Origin of the sequence: Echinicola pacifica DSM 19836, from assembly GCF_000373245.1 — a bacterium.
GTDB classification, from domain to species: domain Bacteria; phylum Bacteroidota; class Bacteroidia; order Cytophagales; family Cyclobacteriaceae; genus Echinicola; species Echinicola pacifica.
The window spans coordinates 402,861-418,266 of the sequence record NZ_KB890739.1 but is presented as its reverse complement, the minus strand read 5'-3'; the positions used below and the strand labels follow the sequence as shown (position 1 = coordinate 418,266).

Sequence of the window (15,406 nt, the reverse complement as noted above, 5' to 3'; positions counted from 1 at the left end):
ATGCTGGAAATCAAGGCTAATAAAGCCGCCAAGCGATTCCAATATGACTGGATATTCCGTGATCTTTCCCTGAAGATCACTCCCAATGAGAATATTGCCATTATTGGCAGCAATGGTTCCGGTAAGTCCACTCTTCTGAAGTGCCTTGCCGGAACCTCCCCTCTAACCGAAGGTTCCTTTACTTATTTTTTGGAAAACAAAGAAATCTCGGCCAATGACATTTACCAATACCTCGCTATTGCTGCCCCTTACCTCGAATTACCTGAGGAATTTACCTTGTCCGAATTGCTGGAATTCCATTTTAGCTTCACCTCCCCACTCAAAGGGCTGGACGCTAACAAGATGATGGAAATCATGTACCTCACCGATTCCAAAGATAAACAGGTGAGTTATTTCTCCTCAGGAATGAAGCAAAGGCTTAAACTAGGGCTCTGCTTTTTCTCCTCAAAACCTCTCCTACTTCTGGATGAGCCCAGCGCCAATCTTGACCTAAAAGGCCTGGCCTGGTACCTCGACTTAGTACAAGGCTACGGCAGTGACAAAACCCTCATAATCGCCTCTAATGATGTGCGGGAATATGATTTCTGTACACAGATGGTAGAGATAGAAACATTTAAGCTAAAAAAAGCCATTTGATTTAAAGGCCGAATCTGTATATTTAGGCTGATAATTTCTCATTGATAAATGCGGGAACTCCCATAAATATCGGTGTGTCTATCACTGTCAGCGGATAGTCGATTATCCTATTTGCAAAGCATCTAAAAATCCAAAATAGCAAAACCATGAAAAAACAAGTCTTCCAATTGAGTTTCATCCTGACCTTCTTTCTACTATTAGGATGTGGTGGCGGAGATGATCCTGAGCCACAAAAATCTGCTGAGGAGATCGCTATCGAGGAGCTTACCGGAGATGGCTCACAGACCTGGGTGGTGGCTGGTGGCGGCATGGTCACACACAATGGCCAAACAGTGACCTCTGACTATGCTGATTTTGAGATGACCTTCACGGCCTCAGGAAGCAATCAATCCTATCTGACATTGAATAATCACTTATTGTTCGACGATAGCGGAAGCTGGGATTTCTCTGGTAGCAATTACGATCAGATAGTCCTTTCTGGTGCTCAGCCAGCCGCAGGACAGATTATAAGCTTCTCCACCATAGGAAGTAACTTGCGATTGGAATTTAATGTACCTCAGCCTAGTATTGCTGGCGGTAGAATTATGGCTTTGGCTGGGGACTATGTTTTTGATCTCAAAAAGAAATAAACTATGAGAAAGACGTATTTATTCCTCCTCGCCCTCCTTTTCACTGCCTCATTTGCACAAGGTCAATCTAAGAATTCCATTGCATTGGTCCAGGCCGTGCAGCAGCTCAATCAATTGATGATAAATCCCCAAGCCTCCAAGCTCAAGGATATCACCCATAAGAAGCTTTCGTACGGACATTCGAGTGGAAGGATTGAAAATCAAACAGAATTTATAGCAGCTTTGGTCGATGGGCAGTCCGATTTCGTATCGATAGATCTGCAAAATCAAACGTATGAGGTAGATGGAGAAATCGGAATTGCAAGGCATATTCTCTCCGCCAGCACCAATGACGGCGGCCAGCCTGGTACGGTGCGTATAGGAATAATGATGATCTGGCAGGATACCGGCACAGCCTGGAAACTCCTCGCCAGACAGGCTTATAAACTCCCATAATCCTCATTTAGCCCACTATTTCAGGGTTACCAAGGTCACTCCTGAGCCACCACGATCAGCGTGCTCGTCCTCAAATCGCTGAACTTCGGACATATATTGCAGCATATTTCTGGTGATCTGCCGGAGAATCCCATCGCCTCGGCCATGGACGATCCTCAGGTCCTTCACCCCCAGCATATGGCCATCGTCGATAAAGTTCTGCACGATGGTCATTATCTCCTCTCCCCGCATACCTCGCAAATCGAGGTTGGGTGAGAAATTCCGCATCTTTGCAGTGGTATCATAGCTCATCCTGGCGGCTACCGCTTTCTTTTCTTTCTTTAGGGTGGTCTTGGAAATTTTCTCGAGGCGATTCAGCTTTACATTCGACTTGAGCTCACCGATACTGATTTCCACATCCTTATTTCGAATAGAAATCACCTCCGCAATGGCGCCATTATCCTTCAATCGGACATAATCGCCAGCGGCAATGGTCCCGCCAATTACCTTTACTTCTGCATCGGCGGCTTTGGGTTTCAGTCCTTTTTCTGGTTTGATCGCTGCCTTATGAGTTTCCAGGTTTTTCCGCGCCACAAGAGTCGCCTCTTTCTCGGCTTTACTCTGCTTGATCTCCCGAATCGTCTCTTCGATCTTACGGTTTGCCCCGTCCAGGATTCCTTTGGCCTCCTGTTTCGCTTGCTGAATCAGCTGCTTTTGATTGGCTTCGAGGCTTTGCTTGAGTTCATTATATTCTTTCAGCCGCTGGGTCAGGATGCGCTCCTTCCGCTGAGACTCCACCACTAATTGCTCAAACTTGTTTTTCTCTGACTCCAATTTATTGAGCAGCTTATCATAGCGTACTCGTTCATCCCCGATTTGTTCTTTGGCATAAGCAATGATATCAGATGAGATCCCTATTTTGGTGGCGATCTCCAGGGCGAAGGAGCTCCCTGGCTTTCCTATATCCAGCTGATACATAGGCTCCAGTTTCTCGATATCAAAGCGCATAGCACCATTGGTCATGCCTTGATTTTTTGCAGCGATTTGCTTCAGGTTGCCATAGTGAGTCGTGACTATGCCATATGAGCCTGTTTTGTTGAGCGCCATTAGGATGGCCTCAGCGATGGCTCCGCCAAATTGAGGCTCCGTACCCGTACCAAATTCGTCAATAAAAAATATACTTTTCTTATCAGCAAATTGGGTAAAATACTTCATGCTCATCAGGTGAGAGCTATAGGTACTAAGGTCATTTTCGATATTCTGCTCATCTCCAATATCGATAAAAAAGTTACTGAAAATAGTACATTTGGAATGTGGATCCATAGGAACCAATAAGCCGCATTGCAGCATATACTGCACCAGGGCCACGGTTTTGAGTGTTACTGATTTACCACCGGCATTGGGGCCGGAGATGACCAATAATCGGCTATTATGATCTAAGTGGATATTTAATGGGACGATTTTCCTGTTTTGTTGCTTTAGAGCATGCTCAAGCACAGGGTGACGGGCATTATACCATTCTATTTCTTTTGGCTTTTGCAGTTCTGGCTTCGAGGCGTCCATCTTCACCGCCAATTTGGCCTTGGCACGAATAAAATCCACCATCCCCAAAAACTTATAGGCACTTCTTAATTCCGGAATAAAGGGTCGCAGGGTATCGGTAAGCTTCATCAGTATCTTCTGAATCTCCCGACGCTCCATATACTCGAGTTCTTTCAGTTCATTATTGATGTCCAGCACCTCTGCTGGCTCCATAAACACCGTCTGCCCTGTGGAAGACTCATCATGCACGAAGCCTTTGATCTTACGTTTGTTTTCTGCCAAAACGGGCATTACCATCCGCCCCCCACGTATGGTAATGGAGGCATCATCCGGGGTCATCCCTTTGGCTTTGGCCTCTCTAAATATCCGGTCTAGTACTTTCCGCAGCCTATTTTCTTCATAGATAATCTGGCTACGGATCAGGCCCAGCTCCCGAGTTGCATTGTCTTTTATTCGCCCTTTGTCATCCAGCACTCTCTCGATCGCTCGCAGGAGGCTATTATCAAGGCGCACCATCCCCAAGAGCTGAAAAAGCTGAGGATACTCCTCCTGATTTTTGGTGAAGAAAGAAACGCAGGAATGCAAGGTCTCCAAAGACAGTCGGATCAGGTGCCAATCTTCCTCATATAGGAAGGTCCCTTCAATTTTGGCCTTGTCCAAAAAAGGATAAATATTCAGGAAATTCGAGGAAGGAAACATCTCTCCTGAGACCAATATCTGGCGAAACTCCTCCGTTTGGTCCAGAAGCTTATTCAGCAGATTGAGGTCTGTGGTAAAGGTGACATTTTGCACCATGTCTGTGCCCAGACTGCTGGAGCACTCCTCTTTGATCCAGTCCTTGATTTTATCAAAATTTATCTTGGCCTCCAGATTTTCCGGATATTGCATGCTATTACTGTTTTGGGGAATTTAAATTATTATTGAAGGAATAGAGTATTGACCTTTTCTATACGGAAGTTTCTAACAAAAGAAAGGCCACAGTAAGTAGAAATCAATTGGTCACTGCCTTCATTGAACCATCTCCTCGTCTAAATTACTCTTATCAAAAGAGGCACACAATGTCTCATAGCTTCTTAGAATTGGGTTAGCTGTGAGTCATTGCCCTTAGGCGGATTAGGTTTTAGGGGCAAGGCTAATTTACTCGCTTTCTCCTATTTTTTCTCTTACACTGAGTGAATCTATCACCCGACTGTAAAGGTCCTTCATTTTTTCGGTATCGCGAAGGTAGTACTCCAGGCTTTTGGTGTACACTGTATCTTCCACCTGATGTTTTTCAAACACCCGACTTTCAAATAAAGGATAAAGTTTTTTGGAGGAGTCATAAGACACGGGCAGGGAGCTGGCCATGCCTTCTGCCATATGGATATCCACCATGATATTTACCATTTCGTCCTCGGATAGCAAGTACTTTGGAGCCTTCTCATCCTTACATGAAAAGGCGATCAGAGAGGCCGCTATAAAGAATATAAGTTTTTTCACAATTCAAAATTAGCCATTTCCGTTGAAATTTAGATAATATGATAGTCATAACTCGTTTTATTATTCAATAGAGTCCATTAAATTTAGGCCTTCGGAATAAATGCGCCCATGAATCAACTACTGAAAAAACTCAGGAAATACGAAATTATGATCAGAAAAGTGGCTAATAACCACTTACAGGGGGATTATCAATCCATTTTCAAAGGGGCAGGCTTGGAGTTTGACGACCTCAGGCCTTACCAATATGGCGATGATGTTCGGACCATTGAGTGGAAAGTCTCCGCAAAAGGCCATGGAACCTTCGTAAAAACCTTCAGGGAAGATAAAGATCAGTCCGTATATTTTTTGTTAGACATCAGTGGTTCGCAGGATATCGGTGATGAAAATCGAAAGAAAATTGACCTTGGAAAAGAGATCGCTGGAGTCCTCACCCTAGCGGCCATCCATGAGGGCAGTCAAGTGGGACTAATCTCCTTCTCCAACCAAAAAGAAAAGGTCATCCTTCCTGGCAAAGGCCCTAAGCAAGGGGTAAAAGTAATCCGGGGAATATTCAAGCATGATAATAAGTCTATCAAAACTGACCTAAACGAGATGTTTACCTTCTCGCTAAACCTGCTCAAAAAACGAAGTATCATCATCATTATTTCCGACTTTATCGATGAAAATTACGAGAGATCGCTAAAAGCCATGGGCGAAAAACACGATGTGGTGGCCATCCAGGTGACCGATCCACGGGAATCCGCCTTGCCCTCTCTCGGAATCATCCCCGTGTATGATAAGGAAGAAGGCAAAACCACCTGGGTAAATACCGCTTTTGGTAGCTTTTCAAAAAAAATCTCCGAATCTTTCACTACAGAACGTCATAATCTGAGAGAAATATGCAAAAAAAACCAGATCAATTACCTTTCCATTGACACCCGTGAAGACATCGTGCTTCCTTTGATCGAATTGTTTAAGTTCAGGAATAAAACCATGAAACGTGGGTAAGAGAAATAATATAATCTTCAGCATTTTATTTATCATTAGCATATCCTCCGCCATGGGTCAAAACCTCAAGGTGGAAGGATATTTCCTTCAGGATTCTGCTAAACTGGGAGAGCGAGTGGGCTATGTACTTAAGGCCACCTATCCCCAACAGACCAATATCGTCTTTCCGGATTCCACCTTTGGATACAGGGACTTTTCATTCCTTGGAAAGCAAACCTTCACCTCCTATACGCCGGATAGCATGACGGTGGATAGCGCGGTATATTTCCTATCAAACTTTTCGCTGGACCCCGTAAAGCCCTACGCTTTACCGGTGTTTGAGATCCTGAAATTTGATAGCTTGGTACATTACGCTAATGAAGACAGTCTATCGCTTCAGCTCACCATCGATCCCTTGCCGGAAGAGCTGACCTTTAAGCATAATGACAAGTACCTTCCCGTACCAAGGGCATTCAATTATCCGATATTGATCGCTGTACTGGGTGGTCTGCTGCTGGTAGGCTTAGTAATATTGCTGGCTTTTGGTAAGAAAATCAAGAAGCAATGGCAGGTCCGAAAACTAGGCAAGCAACATGCGGCCTTCCTTGAGCAGTGGAATAAGGCTGTGGCGGCTATGCAAAAAGCCCCAAGCCTGGCCGAGGCCGAGCACCTGCTAGCATTATGGAGAGGCTATATGGAGCGCCTCAGTGGGCAGCCTTATAAAGAATGGACCGCTACCGAAATCGCCGAGCACCTTCAAAAACCACAGCTAAAAGATGAGCTGAGGAAAATCGAAATTGTAGTTTATGCTAATAGACCCGCCGAAGATCTTAAAAACACTTGCGAGCAACTAAAAGCCGAATGCACAAGCATGTACAACCAAAAAACACAAGAAATCCATGAACGCAAATAAGGTTATCGAATGGTTTTCATGGGATTGGTTTTTACCTGAGACCCTTCGTACTTACGAATGGCAAAATCTATGGGTCCTCCACCTGCTATGGGTGGTACCCTTAATTCTATTAATCCGTAAATTCACCAAATTTCTCAAAAACCCTTCACTGGAGCTTTCTCTTCCCGGAAGTGTATCCGCAAGTAATCCCTGGACTTACCTTCGGCTGATCCCCACGCTCTTCTTCCTCCTGGCGGTATGGATGGTCATTATTGCGCTAGCAAGACCTCAGCGGTCAAATGAAAAAGTGGAGCAGTCCACAGAGGGTATAGACATTATGCTGGTCATGGACATTTCCGAGTCTATGGATTTGCAGGATTTTGAGCCTAATCGACTAGAAGCGGCAAAGTCCACAGCCATTGACTTTATCAATGGACGGTTTGGTGATCGAATCGGGATGGTGATTTTCGCCGGAGAAGCCTTTTCTTTAGCTCCACTCACCACCGATTATGAATTATTGACAGACCTGATTGAGGACATCTCCTTTGATATGATGGATGCCAAGGGGACCGCAATCGGGAGCGCCGTGGCCACAGCTACCAACCGAATGAGGGAGTCCCAATCCAAATCCAAGGTGATGGTCCTGCTCAGTGATGGAGATAATAATGCGGGGAATGTGGACCCTGTTTTTGCGGCGGAACTTGCCTCCGCCATGGATATCAAGATCTATACCATCGCTGTGGGAAAAGACGGCATGGTACCCTATGGTACCGACTTCTTTGGAAGGCCCCAAATGGTGGAGTCCTATTTGAATGAATCTACCTTACGAGACTTGGCCAGAATCGGAAAAGGGCAGTTCTTCCGAGCTTCCGATGATCTAGCCTTAGAAAATATCTTTGAGCAGATTGACCTCCTGGAGAAAGCCGAAATCCTAGAGTCTCGCTATAAAGAAACCCAGGATTACTATCGCGTATATCTGTTCTTCGGGATTATGTTTTTCCTTATTTGGTTAGGATTGAAAAACAGCTTTATGAATAACTTCCTTTTGGATTAAATAAAGAATCGGGGCAATAAAGAGCTATCTTCTATTGCCCTTGATTTTCCTAACAGAAATGAGCAGAAAAAGCTTTGGCTTATTGTCCCTTCCGGAGCAGTGAGCAAGGTGAGAAGTGCTAAAATAATTAATAGGTTTAAGGCTGATGGGAGCCAGTTTGGACTATCACCATGTGCTATTCGCGGCAAACCAGAGCAGCCGAAGTCCAAATGCCACCAACACTAATCCCACAAATCTGTTTGCTAAAAGCATGAAGGAAGGAGTGATTAGTTGTCGCAGCCTTTTGGCGATATAGATTTTGGTAAGATCCATGGCAAATACCGTCAGCAGCATACTTATATAAAACATCCATACATCGGTACTTATATACCGCTTTTTTACTTGCACAAACTCCGCGATGGACATCCAAAACAATAATACAAAAGGATTGACCCCATTAAGGCTAAAGCCTTTGATATAACTATTCCACTTCCTAGGAACGGGCGAATGGAAGGAGGAAAACCCGGCTTCTGGAAGGGGTACTTTTCTAAAGAAGCTTATCAGCCCAAATCCTATCATAATCAACCCTCCGGAATAGCCTAATATCACCTTGAGAAGAGGGTAAAGGCTAAAAATACTCACCCCGAAATAGGAAATCAATACGTAAAGAGCATCACTAAGAAGTATCCCCAAGGCCATAAATGCGGATAATCGGAAGCCATTTTGGAGGCTATTGTGGACTAAGGCAAAGAACACAGGCCCTACAATCATACTGAGAACCAAGCCCATCCCCATTCCTTCCAGCAATACCCCCCACATTCCTTATTGATCCAGAAACGCTATCCAGGAATCCATTTTGGCACCTTTCAGTACTCTTGGGAATTTATGCTGCCCACCTTCCTTGCCTTCTGATTTCATCCAATCATAAAATTTCCGACTAGGCACTACCTGCACCGATACTTTTTTGAGCGCGTGATTTCTTTCGGTAATATAGTCATCATTGATTTGCTTAAGATTATCATCGATCCTCTGCCCTAGTACCTCATGATCTATGGCATCATCCGTACCCACATACCACTGATGGGCAAAGAGGTTTTGGTAAGGAAGGCCGATCACCGTAAACTCTCGAATATGAATATTAAGTTGATTTTCAGCCATCTGAATGGCTTTATTCATATTATCCACAGACAGATGCTCCCCACAGAGACTCAAAAAATGCTTCGTCCTCCCGGTGATAATTAGTTCACACTCCTCTAAAGAGGTAAACTTCACAACATCTCCGATCATATATCTCCAGGCTCCGGCGCAGGTACTGATCAGCATGGCATACTCTACACCTTCCCTCAGCCCCGCAATGGACAGCGGCTGAACGCCCTCCTTAAGGTCCCCATTTTCATCAAAGAATTGATCAGTAAAGGGGATGAACTCATAAAAAACACCATTATTAAGGACTAGCTTCATGGAAGAGCATTCCGGACTGGCCTGAAAAGCCAAAAAGCCCTCGCTGGCCAGATAGGTTTCCATATAAATCAGAGGCCTTGCTAATAGCTTTTCAAAACCTCTTTTATACGGTTCAAAACAAACTCCGCCATGAACAAAGATGGTGAGGTTTGGCCAGATATCGTGAATGGTCTCCACCTGATAATGTGCGATGATTTTCTCTATCAATATCTGCAACCATGCGGGCACCCCTACGATGATTCCGATATCCCATTTAGCCGCTTTTTCTACGATTTGATCGAGCTTCTCGCCCCAGTTTTTATTTTTGGCGATTTTCTGCCCCGGCTTATAGAAGCGCTGAAACCAGATGGGAAGACGACCAGCGGTAATTCCGCTGAGGTCACCGGCAAAATAAGTCCCGTTAAATTCCAGATCAGTACTTCCTCCCAGCATAAGGATGCCCTTATTAAAGAGCTTGGATGGAAGGTCATATTTGGATAAGGTCAGCAGTTGACGGACGCCTGTTTTGCGCATGGCTTGCACCATATCCTTACTGATGGGGATATACTTGGAGCTGGCGCCGGAAGTCCCCGAGCTCAGGGCAAAGAATTTTATGGCCTTTGGCCAGGTAATATTTTTCTCCCCTTGCTGCAAAAGATGCCACCATTCCGCATAGATTTTTTCATAATCATAGATAGGAACCTTCTTGGCATAGGCCTGATAGTAAGCATCTCCCTCCTGTCTGAAAGATTCCAGGATTCCCCGGAACTGGTATTTTTCTCCAAAGTGGGTTTTCCTCGCAGCAATGAGCAGCTTCTTTAATTCCTGCTTTTGAAGCTCAGAAGCCGAGCCATATTCCTGCTCCAGAGACTCCCGAAGGTGGATTCCCTTCTTGAGCAAGGTACCTATAATTGCCATAATGAATTACTTAGTTACGCTTATATTCCTACCCTCAAAGGTCGCCAGCCTTTAACTTCGCCAATCTAGCACCTAATACCAATTCCTCAAAATCCATTATATGAAGTTTATATTGGCTGAATGTGAAGTAATCTTCTTTTAGAAAAAATTAGTATTAGCGAAGGGCTTACGTCTCCGCAATCCAACCCAATCAAAACGGTGCCTAGGCCTAATTATAATCTCCTTTACTCCTAATTCATCTATAATTTTAGCCTTTGATGGATTTACTAAGGCTAAACTATCAAAAATGGCTTCCAGCCACTATCTTTGAGAAAGGCTACAGCTTTAGGAAATCCCTTAAGAGCCCACCAGCCATTGCATCCAAATCATACAAGAGCCGATATGAGTATTCAAGCCAATCTGGAACAAGTAAAAGACACCTTTATAAATCCCGCCTGCCTTTTGGTAGCTGTAAGCAAAACCAAGCCAGTCTCGGCCATTGAGGAAGCATATGCTGCTGGCATCAGGGATTTTGGAGAAAACAAGGTCCAAGAACTTACGGAGAAGCAAGCCTTACTGCCGGAGGATATCCGCTGGCATATGATCGGGCATTTGCAGCGTAATAAAGTGAAATTCATAGCGCCCTTTGTTCACCTCATCCATGGAGTGGACACGTTTAAATTGCTTTTAGAAATCAATAAACAAGCAGAAAAAGCCAATCGAAAAATCTCCTGTCTGCTCCAGGTTCATATCGCGACTGAGGACACTAAATTTGGTTTCAGCCCAGAGGAACTTCTTGACCTGGTCCAGTCGAGTGCTTATGCTGAGCTGAATCATATTCAGGTAAGAGGCCTGATGGGGATGGCCACCAACACTGAAAATCAGGAGCGCGTGAAGGCAGAATTTGCCAGTCTCAAGAAATTATTAGCAGAGATGAACCGCCTGTCCTTACCCTCCAATACCCAAATGGATGAATTGTCGATGGGCATGAGCGGCGACTATCTTTTGGCACAGGAGGAAGGAAGCACCATGGTGAGAATAGGAAGTGCCATTTTTGGAAATAGAAACTATCGATAAAACATGAATTATCTATCCAGCATAAAATTAGCAGCAGCCCTTGGCGGCCTCACTGTTGCCGTAGGCGCATTTGGAGCGCATGGTTTAGCGGCCATTTTGGAGGAACATGGTCGCACAGCGACCTTTGAGACGGCTGTAAAATACCAGTTCTATCATGTCTTGGCCATCTTTCTTGTAGGGCTTCTCCAAGCCAAAGTCCCCGAAAATAAATTATTAAATGGAAGCATTTATGCCTTCATGCTTGGCATATTGATTTTCAGTGGCTCGCTTTATATTCTCTCCCTTACGGGCATTACCTGGCTAGGGGCCATCACTCCACTTGGAGGGCTAGCCTTCATCGCTGGCTGGATCATGGTATTCTTTGGAGCCAAGCATAAGCTGGGCCAATAAATGCGTATATCTAACCCTATGAATCGAATTCTGCTTTGTTTTTGGCTTTTGTCAGGACTGGGATTGCAGCGTGCTTATGCCCAATCCACCCCTAGTCAAAAGCTAGAAAATATGCTGGGAGACCAGTCGTTTTTTGCCAATCACCCCACCGGCTTTGTACTCTATGACCTAGAGCAGCAGCAAGTGGTGTACGAAAAAAACAGCCATCAGTATTTTGCTCCGGCATCCACCACCAAGCTGCTTACTTTCTATGCCGCCTTGGTCACCCTGGGAGACAGCACCAAAAGGCTCAGGTATATCCCTCGCGGCAAGGACTTACTGATCTGGGGCACAGGCGATCCCGGATGGGGCTATCAGGCCTTACCTCAGATGAATATGAAGGAGTTTTTTGCTCCTTATCAAAAAATATATTTTTCCGATGCCAACTGGCAGGACAGCGCTTACGGATACGGTTGGCAATGGGATGATTATAACTATGCCTATGCTGCGGAGCGATCCTCCTTCCCTATTTATGGTAATCTGGTGAAGGTCAGTTCCCCCAATGGCAGACCACAAATTAGCCCTAGGTATTTTGAAAACAGCCTCACGCCTACCCAAAAAGCTATAAAAGACATCGAAAGGAACTTCCATCAAAATCTCTATTACTATAATCCTACGGTGTATCGGGCATCCACTAAGCCGGAGTATATCCCCTTTGTCACCTCTACCGAGACCTTTGCCCTTTTGGCTTCCGAGGAACTGGGCAAGGAGGTAATTCCATCCAAGGAAAAACTCCCCGAGACCCACTTTGTCCTTCCAGGTATCCCTATGGACAGTCTATATAAGGAAATGCTCCAGGAAAGTGATAATTTCATTGCGGAGCATCTGCTAATGATGGTCTCCGATGAATTGCTGTTAAAACTAGAATCTGCTGAGGTCATTGCGCATTTAAAAGAAAGTCTCTATGCGGATATGCCAGATGAGCTGCTGTGGTTTGATGGATCTGGATTATCGAGGTATAATTTATTTACCCCTCGGAGTATGGTAAATCTTGCGGAAAAAATCTATCATATTGTCCCTGACACCACCTTATTCCGACTCCTCCCGACGGGCGGAAGATCAGGAACTTTAAAGAATGTGTATAAAGCAGCCAGCCCTTATATCTTTGCCAAAACGGGCACATTCAGTAATAACCATTCGCTGGTGGGGTATATAAAGACCCGAAATGGCAAGCTGTATGCTTTTGCATTTATGAATAATAATTTTCCCTACAAGGCACGCACGGTCATCACGGAGATGGAAAAGGTATTGTCATATATCCGGGATAATTACTAATTTGAATAAAATTTTTGATATGAATAAAAGAACATTTATCAAAGCGCTGGGGCTGACCGCAGGGCTATCACCCATGATGGGCTTTGCGAAGGATATCTCTGGCATTGACACAGAGGTCAAGGCTAAAACACTGCTGCCAGCCCCTCTGAAGAAAGGCGATCTGGTAGGCCTGGTAAGTCCCTCATCAGCCTCAAACGATGAGCTTTTATTTCAATTTGCGGAGGAGACCCTGGAAGCTCTAGGCTTCAAGGTCCTCAAAGGAAAGCACCTTAGCGATCGCTATGGGCACCTAGCCGGCAAGGATAAGGATAGAGCTGAGGACATCAATGAGATGTTTGCCAATAAGCAGGTCAAAGCAATCATCTGCATAAGAGGAGGCTCTGGGGCGGCAAGGATTTTACCTTTATTAGACTATAAAACTATCCGAACAAACCCAAAACCTATCTTGGGCTATAGTGATATTACCGCCATTCATAATGCCATCTATGCGCAGACAGGTCTCATCACCTTCCATGGACCTAATGGCACCGGAAGCTGGAATAGCTTTAATGTAAGCCAGTTTGAGGAGATGTTCTTTGAGCAGAAGCTGGTAAAATATGAAAATGAACAAGAAAAAGGCGATGATCTCATCGTAAAGAAAAATAGAATCCAAACGATCCATTCCGGAACTGCTGAAGGCATTATTGTAGGAGGAAATTTGACAGTCCTGACGGGCCTTGCAGGTTCCCCTTATTTGCCAGACTTCAAGGACAAGATACTTTTCCTGGAAGATGTGGGGGAATCTCCCTACCGCATAGACCGCATGATGAGTACCCTCCAGCTAATGGGAGCACTGGAAGGCCTCAAAGGCTTTATCTTCGGGCAGTGCTCAGACTGTGATCCTTCTGGAGGGTTTGGTTCATTGACGATATTGCAGATTCTGGAGGATTTCATCCAGCCACTTGGTATCCCCGCTTACCGCGGAGCCATGATCGGCCATGTGGATAAGCAATTTATCGTACCCATCGGAGCTAAGGTGAGTATGAATGCCGATGAAGGTACATTTCAATTAATGGAGAAGATTTTCCAAGCCTAAACTTATCGGCATGCCTCTTTTATTAATGAGAGAAAGCCTGAGAGAGGAAAGGAATATTGATTACACTTTAGTTCTTAATAATTATAAAATGAAAACTCCCAGGAGGTATATAGCGTCGATTTGGGTGGGCACCCTGCTTATCGGAGCGTCTTGCTCCTCTAGCCTGGCGCCGCAGCCTTCAGGGAAGTCCATCAGCCCACAAGCCACAGACATGCCAAATGAATCCCCCACTACCGATCCCATTAGTTACCTGGCCCTTGGCGACTCCTACACCATCGGAGAAGGAGTGCCTAATCAGGAAACTTACCCCGTCCTCCTCACCAAGCTTCTAGCAGCAAAAGGCATCTCCATCAGTTCCCCAAAGGTGATCGCCACTACTGGCTGGACCACTGCAGAGCTCCAGCAAGGCATACAGCAAGCAGGGATAGAAGGAAATAGGTATGAGCTCGTGACCCTACTCATCGGGGTAAATAATCAATATAGAGGGCTTAGCCTAGAAAGTTACAGACAGGAACTAAGTGAGCTCCTCGACCAGGCCATTGCTTTTGCTGATGGCAAAACCCATCGGGTGAAAGTCATTTCTATCCCAGATTGGTCGGTAAGTGACTTTGCTAAGCAGCAGGGAGTGGATAAAGAAAAAGTCAGTAGCGAAATAGATGCTTTCAATGCGTCCAAGCAGGAGATATGCCTGCAACGCTCGGTCTATTATATAGACATCACTAATGAATACCGGCAGATAGGCCATCAGCCAGAGCATCTCGTGGAGGACGGCCTCCATCCAAGTGGTAAAATTTACGCTTCCTGGGCAAATCAATTATTGCCAGAAGTGCATTCCTCTTTAGGTTATTAATAGACCGTCCCCTTTTTTAATAAGCTACTAAAAAAGGGGACCTGTCATTATATTAATTCAAGAATAAAAGGGTCATTATAATCCTCAATAAAGGCCAGGACATTATCATACTGGTCAAAATCCTCCTTTGGATGGGCGGTGGTCAGCACCACGGCTTTCATACCAGCATTCTGAGCGGCTTCCACGCCCTTTGGGGCATCTTCAAAGACGATGCAATCCTCAGGCTCCCGGCCCAGAAGCTCAGCACCTTTAGTGAAAGTTTCCGGATTAGGCTTGCTTAGCAGCACATCATCAGCCGTGACGATGGCCGAGAAATAGTCGCGGATATGAAGGTTATCAAGAACGAAATCGACATTGAAAGGAATCGCCGCAGTTCCCAAGGCCATTTTGACACCAGCCTGAGAGGCTTTCTCAAAAAACTCCCTCATGCCTGGAATAAGGCTCAGGTGGGCTCTGTATTCCTGCTGATAATTTTCTTCCTTTTTGATGGACCATCGCAAGGCTTCTTCTTCCGAAAAACGCCCCTTCCCAAATACCCTATCCAGCACCTCTGGGTTCTTGCCATACATCTCTAATTTTACCTGATTCCAGCTAAGATTGGCTCCTAGTTCCTCATTTAATAGCTGATGCCAAGCCTTGGTATGAAAGTGCATATCGTCAATAATAGTCCCATTCAGGTCAAAAATAAAGGTCAAATCTTCGTTGCTCATAGTTAGTTCGGTTTCGATAAAAAAGGTAAACATCAGTCCAAAAAAATTGGTTCTATCGCTAT

General features: G+C 45.0%; 16 protein-coding genes. 11 read left to right on the top strand and 5 right to left on the bottom strand.

Annotation, left to right across the window (positions count from 1 at the left end; all coding sequences use genetic code 11):
* From B050_RS0106300 to B050_RS0106290, 3 genes are all read left to right on the top strand, one after another.
* On the top strand, window positions 1-636 hold the full coding sequence (locus B050_RS0106300) for an ABC transporter ATP-binding protein (protein WP_018473051.1): 636 nt from the start codon (window positions 1-3) through the stop codon (window positions 634-636).
* Between the two features lie 146 nt (window positions 637-782).
* Window positions 783-1,265, top strand: a complete 483-nt coding sequence (locus tag B050_RS0106295; RefSeq protein WP_018473050.1) for a hypothetical protein — start codon at window positions 783-785, stop codon at window positions 1,263-1,265.
* 3 nt (window positions 1,266-1,268) lie between these two features.
* Window positions 1,269-1,700, top strand: coding sequence for a nuclear transport factor 2 family protein (locus B050_RS0106290; RefSeq protein WP_018473049.1), 432 nt, complete (start codon window positions 1,269-1,271; stop codon window positions 1,698-1,700).
* 15 nt (window positions 1,701-1,715) lie between these two features.
* Here the strand turns inward: B050_RS0106290 and B050_RS0106285 are convergent, their stop codons facing one another.
* On the bottom strand, window positions 1,716-4,109 hold the full coding sequence (locus tag B050_RS0106285) for an endonuclease MutS2 (protein ID WP_018473048.1): 2,394 nt from the start codon (window positions 4,107-4,109) through the stop codon (window positions 1,716-1,718).
* Window positions 4,110-4,358: 249 nt separating this feature from the next.
* Window positions 4,359-4,700: a DUF4296 domain-containing protein gene (locus tag B050_RS0106280; RefSeq protein ID WP_018473047.1), complete on the bottom strand. Its 342-nt coding sequence runs from the start codon at window positions 4,698-4,700 to the stop codon at window positions 4,359-4,361.
* Between the two features lie 108 nt (window positions 4,701-4,808).
* Here B050_RS0106280 and B050_RS0106275 point away from each other — a divergent pair, with 108 nt between their 5' ends.
* From B050_RS0106275 to B050_RS0106265, 3 genes are read left to right on the top strand one after another with little or no spacing between them, the layout of a single operon-like run.
* Window positions 4,809-5,687 (top strand): DUF58 domain-containing protein, encoded by an 879-nt coding sequence (locus tag B050_RS0106275; protein WP_018473046.1) that lies wholly within the window; start codon window positions 4,809-4,811, stop codon window positions 5,685-5,687.
* Window positions 5,680-6,579 (top strand): hypothetical protein, encoded by a 900-nt coding sequence (locus B050_RS0106270; protein ID WP_018473045.1) that lies wholly within the window; start codon window positions 5,680-5,682, stop codon window positions 6,577-6,579. Before B050_RS0106275 ends, B050_RS0106270 begins: the two co-directional genes overlap by 8 nt.
* Window positions 6,566-7,612, top strand: coding sequence for a vWA domain-containing protein (locus tag B050_RS0106265; protein ID WP_018473044.1), 1,047 nt, complete (start codon window positions 6,566-6,568; stop codon window positions 7,610-7,612). Before B050_RS0106270 ends, B050_RS0106265 begins: the two co-directional genes overlap by 14 nt.
* 165 nt (window positions 7,613-7,777) lie before the next feature.
* Here the strand turns inward: B050_RS0106265 and B050_RS0106260 are convergent, their stop codons facing one another.
* Window positions 7,778-8,410 (bottom strand): LysE family translocator, encoded by a 633-nt coding sequence (locus B050_RS0106260; RefSeq protein WP_018473043.1) that lies wholly within the window; start codon window positions 8,408-8,410, stop codon window positions 7,778-7,780.
* 3 nt (window positions 8,411-8,413) lie between these two features.
* The gene (locus tag B050_RS0106255) at window positions 8,414-9,949 is read right to left on the bottom strand and encodes a GH3 family domain-containing protein (RefSeq protein ID WP_018473042.1); all 1,536 of its coding nucleotides are present in this window, start codon (window positions 9,947-9,949) and stop codon (window positions 8,414-8,416) included.
* A 381-nt stretch (window positions 9,950-10,330) separates the two neighbouring features.
* Here B050_RS0106255 and B050_RS0106250 point away from each other — a divergent pair, with 381 nt between their 5' ends.
* From B050_RS0106250 to B050_RS0106230, 5 genes are all read left to right on the top strand, one after another.
* Window positions 10,331-11,005 (top strand): YggS family pyridoxal phosphate-dependent enzyme, encoded by a 675-nt coding sequence (locus tag B050_RS0106250; protein ID WP_026235685.1) that lies wholly within the window; start codon window positions 10,331-10,333, stop codon window positions 11,003-11,005.
* Window positions 11,006-11,008: 3 nt separating this feature from the next.
* Complete coding sequence (locus B050_RS0106245) at window positions 11,009-11,395, top strand: DUF423 domain-containing protein (RefSeq protein ID WP_018473040.1); 387 nt, start codon at window positions 11,009-11,011, stop codon at window positions 11,393-11,395.
* Between the two features lie 18 nt (window positions 11,396-11,413).
* Window positions 11,414-12,709: a D-alanyl-D-alanine carboxypeptidase/D-alanyl-D-alanine-endopeptidase gene (locus B050_RS0106240; protein ID WP_018473039.1), complete on the top strand. Its 1,296-nt coding sequence runs from the start codon at window positions 11,414-11,416 to the stop codon at window positions 12,707-12,709.
* Between the two features lie 19 nt (window positions 12,710-12,728).
* A complete protein-coding gene (locus B050_RS0106235; protein ID WP_026235684.1) occupies window positions 12,729-13,784 on the top strand; it encodes a S66 peptidase family protein in 1,056 nt (351 codons plus the stop codon).
* An 88-nt stretch (window positions 13,785-13,872) separates the two neighbouring features.
* Window positions 13,873-14,634, top strand: coding sequence for an SGNH/GDSL hydrolase family protein (locus tag B050_RS0106230; RefSeq protein ID WP_044202046.1), 762 nt, complete (start codon window positions 13,873-13,875; stop codon window positions 14,632-14,634).
* A gap of 47 nt (window positions 14,635-14,681) precedes the next feature.
* Here the strand turns inward: B050_RS0106230 and B050_RS0106225 are convergent, their stop codons facing one another.
* Entirely contained in the window at window positions 14,682-15,344 is a 663-nt protein-coding gene (locus B050_RS0106225) for an HAD family hydrolase (RefSeq protein ID WP_026235683.1), read from the bottom strand.
* Between the last annotated feature and the right edge of the window lie 62 nt (window positions 15,345-15,406).